The following is a 21696-nucleotide window of genomic DNA, read 5'->3' on the forward strand; positions in this document are numbered from 1 at the left end:
GATGCTCACCTGTAACAGACAGGCCTTCAGCAAACGCCATTCTTCCGCGGGCCAGAGTGGGTCTTGAGAGTTATTGGTCCGGTGCAGTATGACCACTCCCAGGGTGCGCCCCGAGCCACCCTCCCAAGACAGACCTAGAAGCATTACAGTGTCGCCCCTCACCGGCTGGTATTCCTGCCCCGCATGATCCAGCTGATGCTGACGATAGTCTTCGGATTTCTCATGACCACCTATCCCCACTGGATGAACGGCACCGAAATTCCCTGGTTCCGCTATGTGCCAGCCTGGGCCGGACTCACCGGTGGCATGACGCTGTTCTATCTGGGACTGTTGACCCAAACAGTGTGGATCACCCTGAGTCTTGTGCTCTTTCTGGCCGTCTGGGCCTGGGCACTGGCGGCACTGTAGGCGGTGTATCGTGGCGCCCCCACCACCGAGCGGCGGTACCCGCTCAGCGGATCAGCGACAGCCACCCGGCCAGGGCCAGCAGCGTGACCAGCAGCACCGGCGGCGTGATCAGGATGCCGATCCTGAAATACTGTCCCCAGGTGATCTTGATGCCGCGCCGCGCCAGCACATGCAGCCACAACAAGGTGGCCAGGCTGCCGATGGGGGTGATCTTCGGCCCCAGGTCCGAACCGATGATGTTGGCATAGATCATCGCCTCCTTGACCACGCCGGTGACGTTGGCCTCGTCGATGGACAGGGCCACCACCATCACCCCGGGCATGTTGTTCATGATGGAGGAGAAGAAGGCGGCGATGAAGCCGGTACCCACCGCCGCCGCCGTCACCCCATACTGACCGATCCAGTTCAGAGCGATGGCGATGTCCGCCGTCAACCCGGCATTGCGCAGGCCGTAGACCACCAGATACATGCCCACGGAGAAAATCACGATCTGCCAGGGGGCGCTGACGAAGACCCGGCGGGTGGAAATCACATGTCCCCGGGCGGCCACCGCCAGCAGGATGGCGGCACCCAGCCCCACCATGGCGGAGATGGGCACGCCCATGGGCTCGATCACCAGAAAGCAGAACAGCAGCAGGGCCAACACCACCCAGCCCGCCTTGAATACGGCCGGGTCCTTGATGGCCTGTTCGGGCCTGCGCAGACCGTCGAGGCTGTAGGTGCGGGGGATCTGTTTGCGGAAGAACAGGTACAGGATACCCAGCGAGGCGGTCACCGAGACGGCGTTCACCACCATCATCACGGCGGCGTATTCGCGGAAGTTGATACCGAAGAAATCCGCCGAGACGATGTTCACCAGGTTGGAGGTGACCAGAGGCAGACTGGCGGTGTCGGCGATGAAGCCTGCGGCGATGACGAAGGCAAAGGCCGCCCCGGCGGTGAAGCCCAGGGCCAGGAGCATCTCCAGCACGATGGGGGTGAGCATGAGGGCGGCGCCGTCGTTGGCAAACATGGCGGCCACTGCGGCGCCCAGCAGGATGATGAACGCGTACAGGCGCAGGCCGCTCCCCTTGCCCCAGCGAGCCACGTGCAGGGCCGCCCATTCAAAGAATCCGGCCTCATCCAGGATCAGGGAGATGATGATGATGAATACGAAGGTGAGCGTGGCGTTCCAGACGATGTCCACCACGATGGGCACGTCGGAGAACTGCACCACTCCCGTGGCCAGGGCCAGGGCCGCGCCGCCCAGGGCGCTCCAGCCGATGCCAAGCCCCTTGGGCTGCCAGATGACGAAGGTGATGGTGACGATGAAGATCGTCAGGGCGGTCAACAACATGGATATGTCCTGTGGTCGGGTTCAGTCAGACAGCCACTGCCGCACCTCGCCATGGCCTTCGGCATGGAAGCGCTGTGCACCAGGGTGAAGATTGCCAGCATGCACTATGCCGGGTCATTCATTAGTCATGAGAGATAAGATATAGTCCATACCGCATATTCGCAAGAACAAATATCTATTCACCCACCAAGGCACAGCCCCATGACTTCATCAAATAATCCCAGCATCCTGTTCCTCTGCACCGGCAACTCCTGCCGTTCCCAGATGGCTGAAGGCTTTGCCCGTCATCTGGGAGGCGACGCCTTCCGGATCCAGTCGGCGGGGATCGAGGCCCACGGCAAGAACCCCCGGGCCATCCTGGCCATGGCGGAACTGGGGATCGACATCAGCGGCCAGGAATCCACCCGCGTCACCGATGCCATGCTGGTGGAGGCGGATCTGGTGGTGACGGTCTGTGGGCACGCGGATGAACATTGCCCCCTGCTGCCTCCGGGCACACGGCGCCTGCACTGGCCCCTGACGGACCCGGCCAAGGCCACCGGCACCGAGGAAGAGATCAACCTGGCCTTCAGGCAGATACGGGACGAGATCCGGGCGCGGGTGAGCACCCTGCTGGCAGATCTGAAGCGCTGAAACGAAAAAACCCGCGCCGGGATGACCGACGCGGGTTTTTTGTACTTCGAATGTGGTAGCGGGGGCAGGATTCGAACCTGCGACCTTCGGGTTATGAGCCCGACGAGCTGCCAGACTGCTCCACCCCGCAACTGAAGATATGTATACTACCGATCTTGCCCGGATAATACAAGGGTTTCATCCAACTTTTTTGCAACTCATGCACCACGGTGGACCAGGTGTCGGCGCAGATCATGTCGATAGATGAATCCGGGCATGGCAAACACGGCAAACATGGACAGGGTGATGGCATAGAACTGCCAGCCCTGGGTATGGATCGTGCCGGTGACCAGACGCTCCAGCCCAAGGCCGATGGCCACCACCAGGGCGTAGAGTATACCCCATTCCAGAAAGCGCATGAAGGCCGGTTTGGCATCGCCCCGTGGCGTCAGAACGAACAGGACCCGTTCATTGAGCCACGGCAGGTTGGCTGCCGCCAGGGCGATGAGAAGATAGAGCCACACGGTAACCTGCAAAAGATCCATACCCCCTCCCCTACCGGACCGCTGCAGTCAGCGACATCAGGATGCCGGGGAAGATCCCCAGACCCAGCATCAGCAGACCGTTGACCGACAGCACCACGTTGAAATCCATGCCCCGGGACAGTTCGGTCCGATCCTCCGGCTTGTCGAAGTACATGAACTTGATGATGCGCAGGTAGTAGAAGGCACCGATCACCGACATCAGGACGGCGAACACGGCTATCCAGACGAAGTCCACCTGCACCACCGCCTGCAGCACCGCCAGCTTGGCATAGAAACCCAGGGTAGGCGGCAGGCCTGCCATGGAAGCCATCAGCAGCAACATGATGAAGGCAAACCAGGGACTGCGTTCATTCAGGCCGCGGAAATCCTGGATGTTGTCCGCCTCGAAGCCCTGGCGGGACAGATACAGCACCATGCCGAAGCCGCCGGCTGCCATCAGGGCATAGGCGATCACATAGAACAGGGCCGCCGCATTCCCCTCCGTCGTCCCGGCCATGACGGCCAGCAGCACGAACCCGACGTGGGAAATGGTGGAATAGGCGAACATGCGCTTGATGTTGGTCTGGGCGATGGCCACCACGTTGCCCACCGCCAGGGAAAGCACCGCCAGGATCAGCAGCATGCCTTGCCAGTCCGCGTGCAGCGGCCCAAGGCCATCCACCAGTAGGCGCATGATGATGGCCAGAGCGGCGATCTTGGGCGCCGTGCCGATAAACAGAGTCACCGGTGTGGGCGCGCCGTGGTACACATCCGGCAGCCACATGTGGAAGGGCACCGCCCCCAGCTTGAACGCCAGGGCCACCACCACGAAGGCCAGGGCGAACACCAGGGCCATGTTGAATTCACCAGAGGCCGTCAGGATGCCCGCGGTCACACCGGCGATGTCCAGGGTACCCGTGATGCCGTAGAGCATGGACATGCCGTAGAGCAGTACGCCCGAGGCAATCGACCCCAGCACGAAGTACTTCATGGCGGACTCGGCCGCCTGGGTGGAATCCCGATTGAAGGCCACCATGGCATAGAGGCACAGGGACAGTAGCTCAAGCCCGAGATAGAGGGTGAGCAGGCTGTTGGCCGAGATCATCACCATCATCCCCAGCACCCCGAACAGCCCCAGGACATAGAACTCACCCTGGTACAGATCCCGGCTCATCAGGTAGGGCCGCGCATAGAGGAAGACCACCGCCGAAATCAGCAACACCACCGACTTGAGCAGATCCGACATAGGATCGGCCACGAAGGTACCGGACATGGTGATCCGTACCTCCGGCGCCGCCAGCCACAGGGTCAGCAGCAGGGCGCCCAACAGAGAGAACTGAGCCAGTCCGTAGGTGATGTCACGCCGGGCCTGGGGGATGAACAGATCCGCCACCAGGATGAAGCAGCCCATGCCCAGCAGGAAGAGCTCGGGAATGACGGGGATGAAGTCCGGAATCTCAAAGGTCATATCGGCATCCAGGAGAGCTTAGAGCTTGGAAACGGCGATATGCCGCACCAGGTTGTCCACGGTGGCGTCCAGCACATCCAGCAGGGGCGCCGGCCAGACCCCCAGAAGGAGCACGGCAAAGGCCAGCACGCCCAGCACCCAGAACTCACGCCGGTTCACATCCGTCAGTTTGGCCACGTTGTCATTGGCCACCTCGCCGTAGACCACCCGCTTCACCAGCCACAGGGTATAGGCCGCGGCCAGGATCAGGGTGGTGGCGGCCAGCAGGGCAATCCAGAAGTCGGCGCGGAAGGCGGCCAGGATCACCATGAACTCGCCCACGAAGCCCGAGGTACCCGGCAGTCCCGTGTTGGCCATGGCGAACAGCACGAAGAAGGCGGCGAACCAGGGCATGGTGTTGGCCACACCGCCGTAATCGGCGATCCGGCGGCTGTGCATGCGGTCATAGAGCACGCCCACGCAGAGGAACATGGCCGCGGAGATCAGGCCGTGGGAGATCATCTGCACCATGCCGCCGCTGATCCCCAGGGCGGCCCCCTGCCAGGAGCCGGTGTTGTTGAAGATCATGAAGACGATGAAGAAACCCAGGGTCACGAAGCCCATGTGGGCGATGGACGAATAGGCAATCAGCTTTTTCATGTCCTGCTGCATCAGGGCCACCAGGCCGATGTAGACCACGGCGATCAGGGACAGGGTCACCATCAGCCAGTCCAGGGCCATGGCCGCGTCCGGGGCGATCGGCAGGGAAAAGCGCAGAAAGCCGTAGCCGCCGATCTTGAGCATGATCGCCGCCAGGATCACCGACCCCCCGGTGGGTGCCTCCACGTGGGCATCCGGCAACCAGGTATGGACCGGGAACATGGGAATCTTCACCCCGAAGGCCAGCAGCATCCCCAGGAAGATCAGCGTCTGGGCGGTCATGCCCAGGGGCAGATGGTGGAAATCCAGGATGGCGAAGCTGCCGGACTGGGTATACAGGTAGATCAGGCCGATGAGCAGGAATACCGAGCCCAGGAAGGTGTAGAGGAAGAACTTGAGGGTGGCGTAGATCCGGTTGGGACCGCCCCAGATGCCGATCACTAGGAACATGGGGATCAGCATGGCCTCGAAGAAGACGTAGAACAGCACTGCGTCCAGGGCCGAGAAGACCCCGATCATCAGGCCCTCCATGACCAGGAAGGCCGCCAGATACTGGGATACCCGGTACTGGATCGCCTCCCAGGCGGCGATGACCACCAGCACCGTGGTGAAGGTGGTGAGCAGGATCAACGGCATGGAGATCCCGTCCACGCCCAGGTGGTAATGGATGTTGAAGGTGCTGATCCAGGGGATCATCTCCACGAATTGCATCTCGTGGGTGCCGCGGTCGAACTGGGTAAACAGCGGGATGCTCACCAGGAAGGTCAGCACCGCGAAGGCCAGGCCCACGCGCCGGGATGCCTCGGGCATCCGGTCACCCATGGTCAGGACGATCAGGCCGCCGAGTATCGGCGTCCATATCACAAGAGAGAGCAGTGGCCAGTCAGCGAACATTATTTCTTCCCAGTGGAATCCTGCGTTGATCCTGTCGTTGCACCCAGCACAACCACGCTAGAAGGCGAACGCCATGATGAGCACCAGCAGACCGATGATCATGGCGAAGGCGTAGTGATACACGTAGCCCGTCTGCACATGACGCACCTGCCGGGACAACCAGCCCACCGCCCTGGCACTGCCGTTGACGATGGTCGTATCGATCACCAACGTGTCACCAAAGCGCCACAACCACTGTCCCAGGCGTTGGGTTCCCCTGGCGAATACCACATCATTGAACCGGTCGAAGCCGTAGCTCCGGGTGAGCAGGTCATAGGCCCACGGAGCACGCTGACGCGCTTCGTCGGCCAGTTCCGGACGCTTCATGTACACATACCAGGCCGTGGCCAGACCCGCCATGGCCAGCCAGAAGGGCGGCATCGCCAGGCCGTGGGTGATGTAGCCCATGACCCCGGTGTAGCCCTCGCCCAGGCGAGCCAGCACATCCCGGGTCTCATCCACATGGATCACGCCGGAGAAGAAATCACCGAACAACATGGGACCGACGAAATAACCCGCCAGCACCGAGGGGATCGCCAGCAGGATCAGGGGCACGGTCACCACCCAGGGAGACTCCTTCGGGTCGCCCTTGAGGCCGTGGCCATGGCCGGCATGATCATGCCCATGATCGTGGTCGGTGCCGGGTGCCGCATGGCGGAAACGTTCCTCGCCATGGAATACCAGGAAGAACATGCGGAAGGTGTACAGGGCGGTGACGAATACCCCCAGCAGCACCAGCACATAGGCGATACCCGCCCCCGGGATCTCCGACAGGGACACGGCCTCGATGATGCCGTCCTTGGAGAAGAAACCGGCCAGACCCGGGAAACCGATCAGGGCCAGGGACCCGATCAGGGCGGTGGCATAGGTGATGGGCATGTACTTGCGCAGCCCGCCCATGCGACGGATGTCCTGCTCATGATGCATGGCCATGATCACCGAACCGGCGGCCAGGAACAGAAGGGCCTTGAAGAAGGCATGGGTCATCAGGTGGAAGATGCCCGCCGCATAGGCGGAGGCACCCAGGGCCACCGTCATGTAACCCAGCTGGGACAGGGTGGAATAGGCCACCACCCGCTTGATGTCGTTCTGCACCAGACCCACCAGCCCCATGAAGAAGGCGGTGACGGCACCGATGATGAGCACAAAACTCAAGGCGGTGACGGAGAATTCGTACAGGGGCGACATGCGCGCCACCATGAAGATCCCCGCCGTCACCATGGTGGCGGCGTGGATCAGGGCCGAGATGGGGGTTGGGCCTTCCATGGAGTCGGGCAGCCACACATGCAGGGGCACCTGGGCCGACTTGGCCATGGCACCGATGAACAGCAGGATGCAGGCCACGGTCAGCAGGGACCATTCAGTACCCGGCAGGACGGTGATACCGGCATGGGACATGCCTTCGGCCTGACCGAAGACGGTGGCGTAGTCCAGGCTGCCGGTGTAGAAGACGATGGCGGCAATCCCGAGCACGAAGGCAAAGTCCCCCACCCGGTTGACGATGAAGGCCTTGAGGTTGGCGTAGATGGCGGTGGGCCGCTTGAACCAGAAACCGATGAGCAGGTAGGACACCAGGCCCACGGCCTCCCAGCCGAAGAACAGCTGCATGAAGTTGTTGGCCATCACCAGCATCAGCATGGAGAAGGTGAACAGGGAAATCAGGGCAAAGAAGCGCTGATAGCCCGGGTCCTCATGCATGTAGCCGATGGTGTAGATGTGCACCATCAGGGAGAGGAAGGTCACCACCAGCATCATCAGAGCAGTGAGGTTATCGATCAAAAACCCCACCTCGAAGCGGATGCCGTCACTCACCAGCCAGGTGTAGACGGTCTCGTTGTAGACCTCGGCCCCGCCGATCACATGCTGCCAGAACACCACCAGCGAGAGCAGGAAGGAGACGGCCACCCCGGCGATGGTGGCGGTATGCGCCCAGGTCCGCCCGAGCTGCCGGCCGAACAGACCGGCGGCGATGGCCCCGAACAGGGGGGCGAGTACGATGAGCAGATAGATAGTATCCATGCCCTACCCCTTCATCTCGTCCAGATCCTGGACGTTGATGGTCTGTCGATTACGGAACACCAGCACCAGGATGGCCAGGCCGATGGCCGCCTCCGCCGCTGCCACGGTGAGGATGAAGAACACGAAGATCTGCCCCGCCAGATCCCCCAGGTAATGGGAAAAGGCGACGAAGTTCATGTTCACCGCCAGCAACATGAGTTCAATGCACATGAGCAGGAGGATCAGGTTTTTCCTGTTCAGGAAGATCCCGGTGACGCTCAGCGCGAACAGGATCGCCCCAAGGATGAGGTAATGCGACAGAGGAATCATGCTTGGTCCCGTTTTTGGCCCAGCGCAGGTCTCGCCACGGCGCCCGCTTGGGTGTTTTCGTTCAGCCCTGTAGATTCAGTCCAGGAACCCGCCCGCCATGCCGAGCCGGTCAGGACGGAAAGGTTCAGGGTCCATCGGCCCATGTGACGCTACTTCTTTTCCGCTTCCATCTTGATCAGGCGCACGCGGTCCTTGCGCTGAACCTTGATCTGTTCCGCCGGATCCATGTAGCGGCTGTCGGGCCGGCGCCGCAGCGTCAGCACGATGGCCGCGATGATGGCCACCAGCAGTATCACGGCGGCAATCTCGAAGGGATACACATACTCGGTATACAGCAACTGACCGATGGCCTCGGTGTTACTGTAGTCCGCATCGGCACGCCCGGGAGATTCCAGCTGGAACACCCTGGCTCCCACCACCATGGCCATCACCACCATCATGCCCACGGCCACCACCAGTCCCACCGGCAGCAGCCTGACAAAGCCCTCCCTGACCCGGGCCACATTGATGTCCAGCATCATGACCACGAACAGGAACAGCACCATCACCGCCCCCACATACACCAGCACCAGCAGGATACCGAGGAACTCCGCCTCCAGCATGATCCAGTGGGCGGCACTGGTGAAGAAGGCCAGCACCAGGAACAGGGCGGCATGCACCGGATTGCGCACCGTGATCATGGCCACGGCCGAAGCCACCAGGATGGTGGAGAAGAAGTAGAACAGAAACTGTTCGAAACTCATGACAGGCAGTCCCCCTGATCAGCGGTAGGGCGCATCGACGGCTCGGGCGGCGGCAATCTGCGTCTCGTACTTATCACCGATGGCCAGCAGCTTGTCCTTGGTCATGATCTGCTCCCCTCGGTTTTCGAAGTGGTAGTGCATGATGTGGGTCTCGACGATGGAATCCACCGGGCAGGCCTCCTCGCAGAAGCCACAAAAGATGCACTTGAACAGATCGATGTCGTAACGGGTGGTGCGACGGGTACCGTCATCCCGCTGCTCCGACTCGATGGTGATGGCCAGTGCCGGACACACCGCCTCGCACAGCTTGCAGGCGATGCAGCGTTCTTCCCCGTTGGGATAGCGGCGCAGGGCATGCAGACCGCGGAAACGGGGAGAAATCGGCGTGGTCTCGTCCGGATACTGGACGGTGATCTTGCGGGCAAAGAAGTGCCGGCCGGTGAGCTTCATGCCCAGCAGCAACTCCCACAGCAGGAAGGTCTTGAAGAACTGGCGAATCGCCGTGCTCATGATGAAAGCCTCCCTTACGCGAACCAGGGACCGATGCCCAGGGCAAAGGCCACGCCCAGGACAAACAGCCACACGATGGTCACGGGAATCAGCACCTTCCAGCCCAGCCGCATGATGTGGTCATAGCGGTAGCGCGGGAAGGTGGCGCGGAACCAGAGGAAACAGAACAGGAAGAAGGCTGTCTTGATCAGCAGCCAGTGGATACCGCTGTCCAGCAGCCAGCCGATCAGTGGCAGGGCAAAGGCGCTCTCGGGCAGGATACCCTCGAAGGGCGACAGCCAGCCACCCAGGAACAGCAGGGCGGTCAGCGCCGAAATCAGGATCATGTTGGCGTATTCGGCCAGGAAGAAGATGGCGAAGGCCATGCCGGAGTATTCCACATGGAAACCGGCAACGATCTCCGACTCCCCTTCCGCCACGTCGAAGGGCGCGCGGTTGGTCTCCGCCACCCCGGAGATCAGGTAGACCAGGAACAGGGGGAACAGGGGCAGCAGGAACCAGTGATAGACACTGCCCTGCTGGGACATGACGATCTCGCCCAGATTCAGACTGCCGGCGGCCATCACCACGCCCACCAGGGCGAACCCCATGGCGATCTCGTAGGACACGATCTGGGCGGCGGATCGCATCCCCCCCAGCAGGGCGTAGCGGGAGTTGGAGGCCCAGCCGGCAATGATGATGCCGTAGACACCCACCGAACTCAGTGCCAGTAGATACAGCAGACCGGCGTTGATATCCGCCAGCACCATGCCGTCATCGAAGGGGATCACCGCCCATACCGCCAGGGCCGGGGCGATGGCCAGTATCGGCGCAATCAGGAACAGGTACTTGTCCGAGTTGCTGGGAATGATGACTTCCTTGAGCAGCAGCTTGAGGGAGTCGGCGATGGGCTGCAACAGGCCTCTGGGCCCCACCCGGTTCGGACCCACCCGTACCTGCATATAGCCGATCACCTTGCGCTCGGCCAAGGTGGTATAGGCTACCACCAGCAACAGGGGGCCCACGATCATCATGATCTTGGTCACGATCTGCACGATCACGGGCAACCCGTCCCAGAATTCCATCATGGCTTGCTGCATGCTCGGACCCCGACCTTTAAACCTTGTGCAATTCCACCGGCCCGAATGCGGGGCCGAGGGTGCTTGTTTCCGTGATGCCACCCGGCAGCCAGACACAGCCGGCGGGTACCGAATCGTCGATCATCAGCCTCATGCGGGCGGTCAGCTTGCCCTGACGCACCACCACTTCCTCCACCCCGAGCAGATCCTGACCACGGGCCTCGGCCTCACACAGGCGGGCCGCCCGGTCCCGGGCCTCCGGCGTCTGCTGCAGGGGCAGGGATCGGCGCACCAGACTGTCCACCCCATACATGGCGGTGGCGGAAACCCGCTGCAGTCCGGCCGGTCTGGGCGGCATGGCCAGGGTACGGCCCTCCAGGGAAACCCGGTTATCGAAACCGGTGACGTCGGCCTCAGCCAGACGGGCCTTGAGTTCGTCCCTCACCTCTTCCGAGGACAGGTATTCAAACCCGGCCAGATCGCTCATGTTGCCCAGTACCCGCAGCACCTTCCAGGCGGGACGGGTGTCCCCCGGCGGGGTGGCGGCACCGGGCACGCTCTGCCAGCGGCCTTCCCCATTGACCCAGGTACCGGAAGTCTCGGCAAAGGTGGCGATGGGTAGCAGCACATGGGCATGGCGGCGCAGGGTCTCGGTGACGAACGGCGTCATGGCCACCACGAATTCCGCCCCCTGCAGGGCCTGCAGGGCCTGGGCGGGGTTGTCGCAATCCAGTTCCGGTTCCACGTTCAGCAGCACACAGGCCTTGATGCCGTCGGCCAGCAGGCTTTGAACATGTCGTCCTTCCGTCTGCAGGGCTGCCCCGGCAGCGCCCCGGTGAGGCACCGCACCCGCCAGCCAGGCACCGGCGGTATTGCCGCCTTCGGGCAGATACCCCATGCGGGCACCGGTCACATCGCACAGGGCGCCCGCCAGGGCGCGCAGCAGGGCAAACCGGGGATGGTGCATGGCCTGACTGCCCAACAGCACCTGCCCCCGCGCCCCGGCCTGGGCCAGAACACCGGCCATGGCCGTATCGACGGCATCGGGCTTGACGGTCTTGAGCACGTCGGCCAAGGCGGCCGGCACGGATTGTCCCGCCCCGGCCAGGGCCGCCTGGAGCACCCCGGCCAGGGCCGTGAGCATGCCGTGAGGATCGGTGACCCGCTGATGAGTCAGGGGGAAGTGGAAACCGAAATCCCGGGGATTGATGGCCATCACCGGCCGCCCCTTGAGGGCCGCCTTGCGCAGGCGATGGGCCAGCATGGGTTGTTCCTTGCGGACGTTGCCCCCCACCAGCAGCAGACCGCCGGTCTCCTCCAGATCCTCCAGGCTGCTGCCCAGATAGGGGAACAGAGGTGCCTGATCCTGATCCGAGAAGTCCGTCTGCCGCAGACGATGATCCAGGGACTGGATCCCCATGCCCCGCAGCCATTGCTGGGCCAGATAGAATTCTTCCAGACTGGACTGGGGAGACAGCAGGGCGCCGCACTCGGCGGCCGGCTGCGCCCGCAACCCCTCGATGACGCGGGTCATGGCCGTTTCCCAGTCGGTATTCACCCACTCTCCCCGTTCGCGGATCATGGGTGTGGTGAGACGATCTTCCGACTGCAGTCCGGCATAGCTGAAGCGGTCGCGGTCCGCGATCCAGGTTTCGTTCACGCCGTCATTGCGACGGGGCACCACCCGCTTGGCCTGACCATTGTAGGTGTGCAGGAACAGGTTGGAACCCACGCAGTCATGGGGAGACACGGTGGGGTGCTGAATCAGTTCCCAGGCCCGGTAGGTGAAACGGGACGGCTTGGCGGTCAACGCCCCCACCGGACACAGGTCGATGACATTGCCCGAAAGTTCCGACACCACGGTACGCTGGACAAAGGTCCCGATCTCCACCCGCTCGCCACGTCCGGTGGCCCCCAGTTCCCGCATGCCGGCGATTTCCTCGCCGAAACGCACACAGCGGGTGCAGTGAATGCAGCGGGTCATCTCGGTGGCGATCAGGGGACCGATGTCCTTGTCCCTGACCACGCGCTTGGTCTCACTGTAGCGGGACAGGTCCTCGCCATAGCCCATGGAGACATCCTGCAGCTCGCATTCCCCGCCCTGGTCACAGACCGGGCAGTCCAGGGGGTGGTTGATGAGCAGGAATTCCATCACCGCCTTCTGGGCGGCCAGGGCCTTGGGCGACCGGGTGTAGACCTTCATGCCCTCGGCCACCGGGGTGGCGCAGGCCGGCATGGGCTTGGGCGCCCGCTCCACCTCCACCAGGCACATGCGGCAGTTGGCCGCCACCGACAGCTTCTCGTGGTAGCAGAAACGCGGGATACGGATACCGGCGGCATCCGTCGCGGCGATCAACATGCTCCCCTTCCTGGCCTGCAGGGGGATGCCGTTGACCTCGAAGTTGACCAGATCGTCACTCATGCTTCACTTCCCGTTGCCCCGTTCCGCACCCGTCAGGCCGCGTCCGCCACCAGGCTGCGACCGTGCTGAATGTAGTGTTCGAACTCGTGTCTGAAGTGCTTCACAAAACTGCGCACCGGCATGGCGGCGGCATCGCCCAGGGCGCAGATGGTGCGTCCCTCGATCTTGGCAGCCACCTCGTCCAACCGCGCCAGATCCTCCATGCGGCCCTGTCCTTCCACGATGCGAGTGACCATGCGGTAGAGCCAGCCCGTGCCTTCGCGGCAGGGCGTGCACTGGCCGCAGGACTCGGCGAAATAGAAGCGGGAGATGCGCTGCAGCACCTTGACCATGTCGGTGGTCTCATCCATGACGATGACGGCGCCGGAACCCAGCATGGAGCCCACTTTGGTCACGCCGTCGTAGTCCATGGTGGCGGTCATCATGAGATCCCCCGGCACCACCGGCACCGAGGAACCTCCGGGGATCACTGCCTTGAGCTTGCGCCCCTTCCAGACCCCGCCGGCCATGGCCAGCAGGTCGGCAAACGGGGTGCCCATGGGTACCTCATAGTTGCCGGGGCGTTCCACATGGCCGGAAACCGAGAATAGCTTTTCGCCACCGGCGCGCTCCACCCCCAGACCGGCGAACCACTCGCCGCCTTCGCGGATGATGGCGGGTACCGAGGACAGGGTCTCGGTGTTATTGATGGTGGTGGGCCGGCCGTAGAGACCGAAGTTGGCCGGAAACGGCGGCTTGAACCGAGGCATGCCCTTCTTGCCTTCCAGAGACTCCAGCAGGGCGGTTTCCTCGCCGCAGATGTAGGCGCCGGCACCCAGGGTGGGATACAGGTCGAAATCAATGCCGCTGCCCTTGATGTTCCGCCCCAGCCAGCCGTGGTCATAGGCCTCCTTCACCGCCTGGCTGAAGCGCTGATAGGGCTCGTCCATGAACTCGCCGCGCATGTAGTTGTAGCCGACGGTGGCGCCGATGGAATAACCGGCGATGATCATGCCTTCCACCAGGGCGTGGGGATTGAAGCGCAGGATGTCCCGGTCCTTGCAGGTGCCCGGCTCGGATTCGTCCGAGTTGCACACCACGTACTTCTGGCCCGGCGCCGTGCGCGGCATGAAGCTCCACTTGAGACCCGCGGGGAACCCGGCTCCGCCGCGGCCCCGCAGATTGGATTTCTTCACCTCTTCGATGACCTGGTCCGGGGTCATCTTCCCGGCGACGATCTTTTCCAGGGCCTTGTACCCGCCCACCTTGAGGTAGTTCTCATAGGTCCAGGGTTCATCGAACTGGCGGGTGATGAAGCAGATGCGGTTGGTCATGGGCGTCTACTCCAGCTTGTCCAGGATCTCATCCACCTTCTCGGGGGTGAGATGCTCGTGATAGACGTGGTTCACCTGCATCATGGGAGCGCCGCAGCAACCCGCCAGGCACTCTTCTTCCTTTTTGAGGAAGAAACGGCCGTCAGGCGTGGACTCCCCCAGCTTGATACCCAGCTTGTTTTCCACGTGTTCGAGGATCTTGTCGGCGCCGCGCAGCATGCAAGAGACATTGGTGCACACGGAGATACTGTGACGCCCCACCGGCTCCAGCTCGAACATGGAGTAGAAGCTGGCCACCTCGTAGACGGCGATCTCCGGCATGCCGATGTACTCGGCCACCGCATCCATCATCTCGGTGCTCAGATGCCCCTGCTCATGTTGGACGGCCCGCAAGGCCCCCAGCACCGCCGAGCGGCGCCGGTCTTCCGGATAGCGGGCCAACCACTGATCGATCTCCTCGCGCAGATGCGCATTGAGCAGGCTGGCCTTCCCCTTGGTCTGCTTGGCTGACATCAGCGGTCAATCTCCCCGAACACGATATCCAGGCTGCCGATCAGGGTGACCACGTCGGCGAGCATATGACCCCGGGACATCTCGTCCAGGGCCGACAGATGGACGAACCCCGGCGGCCGGACCTTGACCCGGTAGGGCTTGTTGGCCCCGTCGGAGATCAGATACACCGCAAATTCCCCCTTGGGATGCTCCACCGCCGAATACACCTCGCCCTCGGGCACGCAGTAACCTTCGGTGAAAAGCTTGAAGTGATGAATCAGGGACTCCATGTCCGCCTTCATTTCCTCCCGCGGCGGCGGCGCGACCTTGTGGTCGTCGATCATCACCGGGCCTGGGTTGGCCTTGAGCCAGTCCACGCACTGACGAATGATGCGGTTGGACTGGCGCATCTCCTCAATCCGGACCAGATAGCGGTCGTAGCTGTCTCCGTTGACCCCCACCGGGATATCGAAATCCATGCGGTCATAGACGGCATAAGGCTGTTTCTTGCGCAGATCCCAGGCCACTCCCGAGCCGCGCAGCATCGGACCGGTCAGGCCCATCTGCCGGGCACGCTCCGGGCTGACCACGCCGATCCCCACGGTGCGCTGCTTCCAGATGCGGTTATCAGTGAGCAGGGTCTCATACTCGTCCACGCAGGCCGGAAAACGGCGGGTGAAATCCTCAATGAAATCCAGCAGGGAGCCGGAGCGACTCTCGTTAAGACGCTTCACGTCCGCCGCGCTCTTCCAGCGGGAAGGCTCATATTGGGCCATGGTACCGGGCAGATCCCGGTGGACACCGCCGGGACGATAGTAGGTGGCATGCATGCGGGAACCGCTGACCGCTTCGTAGCAGTCGATCAGGTCCTCGCGCTCGCGGAAACAGTACAGGAACATGGTCATGGCGCCCACATCCAGGGCGTGGGTGCCCAGCCACAGCAGATGGTTCAGGATCCGCGTGATCTCGTCAAACATGACCCGGATGTACTGGGCGCGCAGCGGCGGCTCAATCCCCATCAGGCGCTCGATCGCCTTCACGTAGCCGTGCTCGTTGACCATCATGGACATGTAGTCCAGGCGATCCATGTAGCCGATGCTCTGGTTGTAAGGCTTGCTCTCGGCCAGTTTTTCCGTGCCCCGGTGCAGCAGACCGATATGGGGATCGGCACGCTGCACCACCTCGCCGTCCATCTCCAGCACCAGCCTCAGCACCCCGTGGGCAGCCGGGTGCTGAGGGCCGAAGTTAAGCGTGTAATTGCGAATCTCAGGCATCGGCGGACTTCTCCTCGGCGGCATCGTCCAGGTAGCGATGGTCCTTGCGGATCACCCTGGGCACCAGGACCCGGGGAGTGATGGTCACGGGCTGGTAGATCACCCGGCGCTGTTCCGGGTCATAGCGCATCTCCACATGGCCCACCAGGGGAAAGTCCTTGCGGAAGGGATGGCCGACAAAGCCGTAGTCGGTGAGGATGCGGCGCAGGTCCGGGTGACCATTGAAGACGATGCCGAACAGATCGAAGGCCTCCCGCTCGAACCAGTTGGCGCTGTTCCAGACCTCCACCAGGGAAGGCATGGTGGGAAATTCGTCATCCTCGCAGAACACCCTGATCCGCAGGCGATGATTGTGAGTAAGTGACAGCAGGTGGTAGACAACCGCGTAACGGGGACCGGTCCGCCCGGAAGCGGGCGGTGTCTCATCGAAGGTGAAGCGGCCGAAGGTGGACTTCTCCACCCCGCGGCTGAAGCCTTCGGCAGTGGAGGACTCGGTGGTCCATTCCGTCACTCCATAGGCGGAGTAGTCCACCCCGCAGACATCCACCAGCATGTCGAACCCCAGTTCCGGGTCCCGGCGCAAAGTTCCGGCAACACCCGGCAGGTCCCCGGCGGAGACTTCCAGGGTCAGTTCATCGCAGGCCTGACGCAGGCTCCGGATTCGACCCTTGATCTTTTCTTCCAGACACGCGGTCAGTCTGTCGAGTTTCTCGCTCATCGTGAAGTCCAGGCTGGAGGCCGCCGGCTAGCGGGCAATGGTCTGAGTACGACGGATCTTGTTCTGCAGCTGCAGAATGCCGTAGAGCAGGGCCTCCGCCGTGGGAGGACATCCGGGGACGTAGACATCCACGGGCACGATGCGGTCACAGCCGCGCACCACCGAATAGGAGTAGTGATAGTACCCTCCCCCGTTGGCACAGGAACCCATGGAAATGACCCAGCGGGGTTCCGCCATCTGATCGTAGACCTTGCGCAGGGCGGGCGCCATCTTGTTGCACAGGGTGCCGGCCACCACCATGACGTCCGACTGGCGAGGACTGGGGCGAAAGATCACGCCCATGCGGTCCATGTCATAGCGGGCGGCACCGGCGTGCATCATCTCGATGGCACAGCAGGCCAGACCAAAGGTAACGGGCCAGAGAGACCCGGTCCGGGCCCAGTTGATGAGCTTGTCCGCGGAGGTGGTGACGAAGCCCTTTTCCAGGACGCCCTCTATTCCCATTCCAAGGCCCCCTTCTTCCACTCGTAGATGAAGCCGATCACCAGGATGCCGAGAAACATGGCCATGGCGAGCAGGCCGAACATGCCGATCTCGTCCAGGGCCACCGCCCAGGGGAAGAGAAACGCGATTTCCAGATCGAAGATAATGAAGAGTATGGCCACCAGGTAGAACCTGATGTCGAATTTCATGCGGGAGTCTTCAAAGGCCTCGAAGCCGCATTCATAGGGCGAATCCTTGGCGCTATCAGGCTTGCGTGGCCCCACGGCCATGCCGATTGCCAGGGGAATGACGCCGACAAGCAGCCCGATGCCAATGAACACCAGTATTGGCAGGTAGTTTTCCAGCATTTCCCTCTCCTCCCGACCCATCGCAAACCGGCACGGGGCGGGACTTGGTGATGTTTTGTGTGCCCATGACTCAGGTCCAGGCACATCTTTTTATTAGTTATTTGAGCCGACGTAAAGTGCCAATGCTTCCGGGGCCCGAGCGAGTCTAGGACACCCATAAAAAAGTGTCAAGCTCCCAATAAAACTAATGCATTGATGCAACGGCAAATTATTTTGACAAGTCGCAATGCCTGCCCGTAGGAAAGGCCGGTTTGCCATCACGAAATCCTGCCTGACGGGAACGGCCCGGATTCACTGGGCAAGTCGGTGCGGCTCACTTGGAAAGGAAAGGCCGCCAGCCCGCTCTGGAAGCAGGATCAGGACTGAAAGGATAAAGATGGTGCAGATGGTCGGACTCGAACCGACACGGCTTTCGCCACCGCCCCCTCAAGACGGCGTGTCTACCAATTCCACCACATCTGCAATATGACTGCCGGAGGCATCCGGCAATCCGCCGCGTCAAGCCGGCTCGATTACCGAGTCCGGCATTCTAATCAGAAAGCGCGCCGAGGTAAACCCCGAATTTCGCTTTATTTCCAATCAATTCGGCACATCGGCAGGTACGTCACGCGCACCGCTGGCAGGTGCCTGATCCACCGTCTGCTCAATGACGCGGGGCGCGGTATCGATCAGGTCGATGACGCTGGGCGCCTCGGGCCGGTTGGCCACCAGATAGGCCAGCGCCAGGCTGTTGACGAAAAAGGCGGTGGCCGTAAAAGCGGTGGCACGACTAAGGACGTTGGCGGAACCACGTGCCCCGAACACGGTGGCCGAAGCCCCGCTGCCGAATGCCGCGCCGGCATCCGCACCCTTGCCGTGCTGCAACAGGATCAGGGCGATCAGTCCAATGGCCAGGATGACCTGGATAACGAGCAAAATGCCATACAGCATGACGATTTCAACCTGCTTGTTCTGCGGCCTTGCAGATTGCCAGGAAATCCGAGGCCTTGAGTGAGGCGCCGCCGATCAGGCCGCCATCGATATCGGGTTGTGCAAACAGCTCGGCGGCGTTATCGGCTTTGACGCTGCCGCCATACAGGATACGAACCTTCCGTGCCACGACCGGATCCCGGTCCGCCAGCCTGGCACGGATGAAGGCATGCACTGCCTGCGCCTGTTCCGGCGAGGCCGTCCTGCCGGTACCAATGGCCCAGACGGGCTCATAGGCAATCACCGCATCCGCCAGGGCTTCAATCCCCTCCATGGCCAGGACTGCATCCAGCTGGCGTGCCACCACGGATTCGGTGACTCCGCCTTCGCGCTCCTCCAACAACTCACCCACGCACAGAATGGGGGTGAGACCGTGGCGGCGGGCAGCGGCAAACTTGCGCGCGGTAAAGGCATCGTCCTCACCATACAGGGTACGGCGCTCGGAATGACCCACAATCACATAGGTACAACCCATTTCCCGCAGCATGTCGCCGGACACCTCGCCGGTGAAGGCACCGCTGTCCTGATCCGACACGTCCTGGGCACCTAGGGCGATACTGCCATCCCGGCACAATCCGGATACCTGATCCAGATACACGAAGGGCGGACACACCGCCACGTCCACCCTGCCCAACCCGCTCGCGGGACCCACCAGTTCCTGAACCAGGGTCTGGTTGGCATTGCGTGAACCATTCAACTTCCAGTTACCGGCTACCAGGGGCCTGCGCATGAGTCTGCTCCCGAGTTCGCGCTGCGTGCTGTATGGAGCCGGGAATCCTACCTTCGCGGCGCGGATAAATCAATTTCATCCTGTCTCGGCGGCCCGGCGCACCACCTCGGCCAGTTCCTGGGCAATCCGTCCCACCAGGCGCAGGTCGGAACCTTCCACCATCACCCGCACCAGGGGCTCGGTGCCCGATGGGCGCAGCAGGACACGCCCGCGACCGGCCAGGGTGGCCTCGGCCGACTGCAGCGCCGCGGTGATCTCCCGGTGATCCAGCAGGGTGGCACGGGATGTGGCGGCATTGATGGGAACATTCACCAGGGTCTGCGGGTATTTCTCCATCACGGCCTTCAGGGCCGACAGGGGCCTGCCAGAGGAAAGCATGACCTCCAGGATCTGCAGCGCCGCCACAATCCCGTCTCCGGTGCTGGTCCGGTCCAGGCAGATCAGATGCCCGGAGGACTCTCCGCCCAGCAACCAGCCTTCCGACTGCAGGGCCTCCATCACATAACGGTCGCCCACGGCGGCACGCCGAAACGGAATCCCCCGGGCGGTCAGGGCCTGCTCCAGCCCCAGATTGCTCATCAAGGTACCCACCACCCCGCCCTGCAGGATACCGTCCGCGTGCCGGGCCAGGGCAATGATGCACAGGGCCTGGTCACCGTCCACCACCTCCCCCTTCTCGTCCACCAGGATCAGGCGATCGCCGTCCCCGTCCAGGGAGATACCCAGATCCGCCTGGTGAGTCAGCACCGCGGTCTGGAGTTGCCTGGGGTGCAGGGAACCACAGCCCTCATTGATATTGAATCCGTCCGGCTCCACGCCGACGGGAATCACTTCGGCACCCAGCTCTTCAAACACGTGCGGCGCCACCGCGTAGGTGGCACCGTGAGCACAGTCGACCACGATCCGGAGTCCGCGCAGGGTTGTGCCGGTGGGAATCGTGCCCTTGCAGAATTCGATATAGCGGCCGGCGGCATCCACCATCCGCTCCACCTTGCCCAGATCGGCGGAGTCCACCGTCTCCATGGGTTTTTCCAGCTCCGCCTCGATGGCCTGCTCCACCGCATCCGGCAGCTTGTTGCCGTTGCTGGAAAAGAACTTGAAGCCGTTGTCGTAATAGGGGTTGTGAGAAGCGCTGATGACGATGCCGGCCGAAGCGCGGAAGGTACGGGTCAGATAGGCCACCGCGGGCGTAGGCATGGGTCCGAGCAGTCGAATATCCAGACCGGCGGCAGACAGGCCGGCCTCCATGGCGGATTCGAACATGTAACCCGAGACCCGGGTATCCTTGCCGATGAGCACCAGACCCTTGCCGTCCCGGGCCAGCACCCGTCCGGCGGCCCACCCCAGACGCAGGGCAAAATCCGGGGTCATGGGATAACGTCCGACGCGCCCGCGAATGCCGTCGGTACCGAAGTATTGTCTTTCCATGGTCGTACCTGAGTCTGTGAGTGAGTCTGCCGGGTGATCCTGCCGCCGTCGATGGCTATGCCAGGGCAGCCAGCACCCGAAAGGCATCCCGGGTGGCGCCCACGTCGTGGACACGCAGAATCCGGGCGCCACGCTGGGCTGCCAGCAAGGCCGCCGCCACGCTGCCCATGATACGCCCCCGGGGCGGGCGGTCATCTCCGAGCATTTTACCGATCATGCTCTTGCGGGACACACCCACCAGCAAGGGCAGTCCATTCACGGCCAGCGCCGGCAACTGCCGGAAAAGGGCGAGATTGTGCTCATGGGTCTTGCCGAAACCAAACCCCGGATCCAGCACCAGGCGATCCTCCGGGATACCCGCCTCAAGACAGGCAGTCACACGGGCGGCAAGGAAATCCCGCACCTCCGCCACCACATCGTCATAACGGGGATCCACCTGCATGCTGCGGGGCTCCCCCTGCATGTGCATCAGACAGACCCGCGCCTTCATCCCGGCCGCCACCATCAGGGCGCCGGGGGCCTGCAGGGCGAAGACATCATTGATCATGCCGGCGCCGGCGGCACAGGCCTCGCGCATCACTTCCGGCTTGCTGGTATCCACCGAGATCACCACATCCACCCGGGAGGCAATGGCCTCGACCACAGGGACCACCCGATCCAGTTCTTCCTGCAGGGACACGCCGGCCGAACCGGGGCGGGTGGACTCTCCCCCCACATCGATGATGTCCGCCCCCTCATCCACCATGGCAAGAGCCCGTTCGATGGCCTGCGCCGGGGCCAGGAAACGGCCACCGTCGGAGAATGAATCGGGGGTGACGTTGAGAATGCCCATGATCTGAGGCAGCGCGGGGTGATGGGACATGTCTTGCATCCAGGGTCCGGGGATCGGCCCATGAGGGGATCAGGTTATCAAAACAAAGAAGCCGCCCGGACAGGGCGG

At 62.7% G+C, this 21696-nt stretch carries 22 protein-coding genes and 2 tRNA genes; 2 read left to right on the forward strand and 22 right to left on the reverse strand.

What is annotated here, in order from left to right; all coding sequences use genetic code 11:
* The first annotated feature begins 222 nt into the window (after nt 1-222).
* The gene (locus tag CKO35_RS03140; RefSeq protein WP_200172548.1) at nt 223-408 is read left to right on the forward strand and encodes a hypothetical protein; all 186 of its coding nucleotides are present in this window, start codon (nt 223-225) and stop codon (nt 406-408) included.
* Nucleotides 409-451: 43 nt separating this feature from the next.
* Here CKO35_RS03140 and CKO35_RS03145 read toward each other — a convergent pair whose 3' ends face one another.
* Nucleotides 452-1744, reverse strand: coding sequence for an arsenic transporter (locus tag CKO35_RS03145; RefSeq protein WP_430733774.1), 1293 nt, complete (start codon nt 1742-1744; stop codon nt 452-454).
* Between the two features lie 201 nt (nt 1745-1945).
* Between CKO35_RS03145 and arsC the strand changes: the two genes are divergently transcribed.
* Nucleotides 1946-2377 carry an arsenate reductase (thioredoxin) gene (gene arsC / locus CKO35_RS03150; protein ID WP_200172550.1) on the forward strand — a complete coding sequence of 144 codons (432 nt, stop codon included), beginning with the start codon at nt 1946-1948 and terminating at the stop codon, nt 2375-2377.
* 53 nt (nt 2378-2430) lie between these two features.
* On the opposite strand, the gene CKO35_RS03155 is transcribed toward arsC, so the two are convergent.
* The 21 genes from CKO35_RS03155 to folP form a co-directional block, all read right to left on the reverse strand.
* A tRNA-Met gene (locus CKO35_RS03155) sits at nt 2431-2507 on the reverse strand.
* Nucleotides 2508-2574: 67 nt separating this feature from the next.
* A complete protein-coding gene (locus CKO35_RS03160; protein WP_200172552.1) occupies nt 2575-2901 on the reverse strand; it encodes a DUF2818 family protein in 327 nt (108 codons plus the stop codon).
* A 10-nt stretch (nt 2902-2911) separates the two neighbouring features.
* Nucleotides 2912-4348 (reverse strand): NADH-quinone oxidoreductase subunit NuoN, encoded by a 1437-nt coding sequence (gene nuoN, locus CKO35_RS03165; RefSeq protein ID WP_200172554.1) that lies wholly within the window; start codon nt 4346-4348, stop codon nt 2912-2914.
* Nucleotides 4349-4366: 18 nt separating this feature from the next.
* Nucleotides 4367-5881 (reverse strand): NADH-quinone oxidoreductase subunit M, encoded by a 1515-nt coding sequence (locus CKO35_RS03170; protein ID WP_200172556.1) that lies wholly within the window; start codon nt 5879-5881, stop codon nt 4367-4369.
* Between the two features lie 57 nt (nt 5882-5938).
* Nucleotides 5939-7939: an NADH-quinone oxidoreductase subunit L gene (gene nuoL, locus CKO35_RS03175; RefSeq protein WP_200172558.1), complete on the reverse strand. Its 2001-nt coding sequence runs from the start codon at nt 7937-7939 to the stop codon at nt 5939-5941.
* A gap of 3 nt (nt 7940-7942) precedes the next feature.
* Nucleotides 7943-8248: an NADH-quinone oxidoreductase subunit NuoK gene (gene nuoK, locus CKO35_RS03180; protein ID WP_200172560.1), complete on the reverse strand. Its 306-nt coding sequence runs from the start codon at nt 8246-8248 to the stop codon at nt 7943-7945.
* Between the two features lie 149 nt (nt 8249-8397).
* Nucleotides 8398-8991: an NADH-quinone oxidoreductase subunit J gene (locus tag CKO35_RS03185; protein ID WP_200172563.1), complete on the reverse strand. Its 594-nt coding sequence runs from the start codon at nt 8989-8991 to the stop codon at nt 8398-8400.
* An 18-nt stretch (nt 8992-9009) separates the two neighbouring features.
* Nucleotides 9010-9501 carry an NADH-quinone oxidoreductase subunit NuoI gene (gene nuoI, locus CKO35_RS03190; protein WP_200172565.1) on the reverse strand — a complete coding sequence of 164 codons (492 nt, stop codon included), beginning with the start codon at nt 9499-9501 and terminating at the stop codon, nt 9010-9012.
* A 14-nt stretch (nt 9502-9515) separates the two neighbouring features.
* Nucleotides 9516-10568 carry an NADH-quinone oxidoreductase subunit NuoH gene (gene nuoH / locus CKO35_RS03195; protein ID WP_420870736.1) on the reverse strand — a complete coding sequence of 351 codons (1053 nt, stop codon included), beginning with the start codon at nt 10566-10568 and terminating at the stop codon, nt 9516-9518.
* Between the two features lie 28 nt (nt 10569-10596).
* Nucleotides 10597-12981: an NADH-quinone oxidoreductase subunit NuoG gene (gene nuoG, locus CKO35_RS03200; protein WP_200172569.1), complete on the reverse strand. Its 2385-nt coding sequence runs from the start codon at nt 12979-12981 to the stop codon at nt 10597-10599.
* 32 nt (nt 12982-13013) lie between these two features.
* Entirely contained in the window at nt 13014-14294 is a 1281-nt protein-coding gene (gene nuoF, locus CKO35_RS03205) for an NADH-quinone oxidoreductase subunit NuoF (RefSeq protein ID WP_200172571.1), read from the reverse strand.
* A gap of 6 nt (nt 14295-14300) precedes the next feature.
* Complete coding sequence (locus CKO35_RS03210) at nt 14301-14807, reverse strand: NADH-quinone oxidoreductase subunit NuoE family protein (RefSeq protein WP_200172573.1); 507 nt, start codon at nt 14805-14807, stop codon at nt 14301-14303.
* Nucleotides 14807-16060 carry an NADH-quinone oxidoreductase subunit D gene (locus CKO35_RS03215; RefSeq protein WP_200172575.1) on the reverse strand — a complete coding sequence of 418 codons (1254 nt, stop codon included), beginning with the start codon at nt 16058-16060 and terminating at the stop codon, nt 14807-14809. Before CKO35_RS03215 ends, CKO35_RS03210 begins: the two co-directional genes overlap by 1 nt.
* Nucleotides 16053-16778, reverse strand: coding sequence for an NADH-quinone oxidoreductase subunit C (locus CKO35_RS03220; protein ID WP_200172577.1), 726 nt, complete (start codon nt 16776-16778; stop codon nt 16053-16055). Before CKO35_RS03220 ends, CKO35_RS03215 begins: the two co-directional genes overlap by 8 nt.
* A 27-nt stretch (nt 16779-16805) precedes the next feature.
* The gene (locus CKO35_RS03225; protein ID WP_200172579.1) at nt 16806-17282 is read right to left on the reverse strand and encodes a NuoB/complex I 20 kDa subunit family protein; all 477 of its coding nucleotides are present in this window, start codon (nt 17280-17282) and stop codon (nt 16806-16808) included.
* Nucleotides 17273-17629, reverse strand: coding sequence for an NADH-quinone oxidoreductase subunit A (locus tag CKO35_RS03230; RefSeq protein ID WP_008931995.1), 357 nt, complete (start codon nt 17627-17629; stop codon nt 17273-17275). Before CKO35_RS03230 ends, CKO35_RS03225 begins: the two co-directional genes overlap by 10 nt.
* A gap of 377 nt (nt 17630-18006) precedes the next feature.
* Nucleotides 18007-18091 (reverse strand) — tRNA-Leu (locus CKO35_RS03235).
* 117 nt (nt 18092-18208) lie between these two features.
* Nucleotides 18209-18559 carry a preprotein translocase subunit SecG gene (gene secG / locus CKO35_RS03240; RefSeq protein WP_200172581.1) on the reverse strand — a complete coding sequence of 117 codons (351 nt, stop codon included), beginning with the start codon at nt 18557-18559 and terminating at the stop codon, nt 18209-18211.
* A 7-nt stretch (nt 18560-18566) separates the two neighbouring features.
* A complete protein-coding gene (tpiA, locus tag CKO35_RS03245) occupies nt 18567-19328 on the reverse strand; it encodes a triose-phosphate isomerase (protein ID WP_200172583.1) in 762 nt (253 codons plus the stop codon).
* Between the two features lie 75 nt (nt 19329-19403).
* Nucleotides 19404-20756 (reverse strand): phosphoglucosamine mutase, encoded by a 1353-nt coding sequence (gene glmM, locus CKO35_RS03250; protein WP_200172585.1) that lies wholly within the window; start codon nt 20754-20756, stop codon nt 19404-19406.
* Nucleotides 20757-20811: 55 nt separating this feature from the next.
* Nucleotides 20812-21618 carry a dihydropteroate synthase gene (folP, locus tag CKO35_RS03255; protein WP_200172587.1) on the reverse strand — a complete coding sequence of 269 codons (807 nt, stop codon included), beginning with the start codon at nt 21616-21618 and terminating at the stop codon, nt 20812-20814.
* Between the last annotated feature and the right edge of the window lie 78 nt (nt 21619-21696).

The organism is Ectothiorhodospira shaposhnikovii (genome assembly GCF_016584105.1).
Classification (GTDB): Bacteria; Pseudomonadota; Gammaproteobacteria; order Ectothiorhodospirales; family Ectothiorhodospiraceae; genus Ectothiorhodospira; species Ectothiorhodospira shaposhnikovii.

Bases quoted from the DNA above. Each gene is read 5' to 3' on its own strand.
- glmM (WP_200172585.1), bottom strand. From the start codon at position 20,756: ATGGAAAGACAATACTTCGGTACCGACGGCATTCGCGGGCGCGTCGGA.
- CKO35_RS03215 (WP_200172575.1), bottom strand. From the start codon at position 16,060: ATGCCTGAGATTCGCAATTACACGCTTAACTTCGGCCCTCAGCACCCG.
- tpiA (WP_200172583.1), bottom strand. From the start codon at position 19,328: ATGCGCAGGCCCCTGGTAGCCGGTAACTGGAAGTTGAATGGTTCACGC.
- CKO35_RS03230 (WP_008931995.1), bottom strand. From the start codon at position 17,629: ATGCTGGAAAACTACCTGCCAATACTGGTGTTCATTGGCATCGGGCTG.
- nuoN (WP_200172554.1), bottom strand. From the start codon at position 4,348: ATGACCTTTGAGATTCCGGACTTCATCCCCGTCATTCCCGAGCTCTTC.
- secG (WP_200172581.1), bottom strand. From the start codon at position 18,559: ATGCTGTATGGCATTTTGCTCGTTATCCAGGTCATCCTGGCCATTGGA.
- arsC (WP_200172550.1), top strand. From the start codon at position 1,946: ATGACTTCATCAAATAATCCCAGCATCCTGTTCCTCTGCACCGGCAAC.
- nuoL (WP_200172558.1), bottom strand. From the start codon at position 7,939: ATGGATACTATCTATCTGCTCATCGTACTCGCCCCCCTGTTCGGGGCC.
- nuoG (WP_200172569.1), bottom strand. From the start codon at position 12,981: ATGAGTGACGATCTGGTCAACTTCGAGGTCAACGGCATCCCCCTGCAG.
- nuoH (WP_420870736.1), bottom strand. From the start codon at position 10,568: ATGATGGAATTCTGGGACGGGTTGCCCGTGATCGTGCAGATCGTGACC.
- CKO35_RS03170 (WP_200172556.1), bottom strand. From the start codon at position 5,881: ATGTTCGCTGACTGGCCACTGCTCTCTCTTGTGATATGGACGCCGATA.
- CKO35_RS03185 (WP_200172563.1), bottom strand. From the start codon at position 8,991: ATGAGTTTCGAACAGTTTCTGTTCTACTTCTTCTCCACCATCCTGGTG.
- nuoK (WP_200172560.1), bottom strand. From the start codon at position 8,248: ATGATTCCTCTGTCGCATTACCTCATCCTTGGGGCGATCCTGTTCGCG.
- nuoF (WP_200172571.1), bottom strand. From the start codon at position 14,294: ATGACCAACCGCATCTGCTTCATCACCCGCCAGTTCGATGAACCCTGG.
- CKO35_RS03225 (WP_200172579.1), bottom strand. From the start codon at position 17,282: ATGGGAATAGAGGGCGTCCTGGAAAAGGGCTTCGTCACCACCTCCGCG.
- CKO35_RS03140 (WP_200172548.1), top strand. From the start codon at position 223: ATGACCACCTATCCCCACTGGATGAACGGCACCGAAATTCCCTGGTTC.
- CKO35_RS03220 (WP_200172577.1), bottom strand. From the start codon at position 16,778: ATGAGCGAGAAACTCGACAGACTGACCGCGTGTCTGGAAGAAAAGATC.
- CKO35_RS03210 (WP_200172573.1), bottom strand. From the start codon at position 14,807: ATGTCAGCCAAGCAGACCAAGGGGAAGGCCAGCCTGCTCAATGCGCAT.
- folP (WP_200172587.1), bottom strand. From the start codon at position 21,618: ATGTCCCATCACCCCGCGCTGCCTCAGATCATGGGCATTCTCAACGTC.
- nuoI (WP_200172565.1), bottom strand. From the start codon at position 9,501: ATGAGCACGGCGATTCGCCAGTTCTTCAAGACCTTCCTGCTGTGGGAG.
- CKO35_RS03160 (WP_200172552.1), bottom strand. From the start codon at position 2,901: ATGGATCTTTTGCAGGTTACCGTGTGGCTCTATCTTCTCATCGCCCTG.
- CKO35_RS03145 (WP_430733774.1), bottom strand. From the start codon at position 1,744: ATGTTGTTGACCGCCCTGACGATCTTCATCGTCACCATCACCTTCGTC.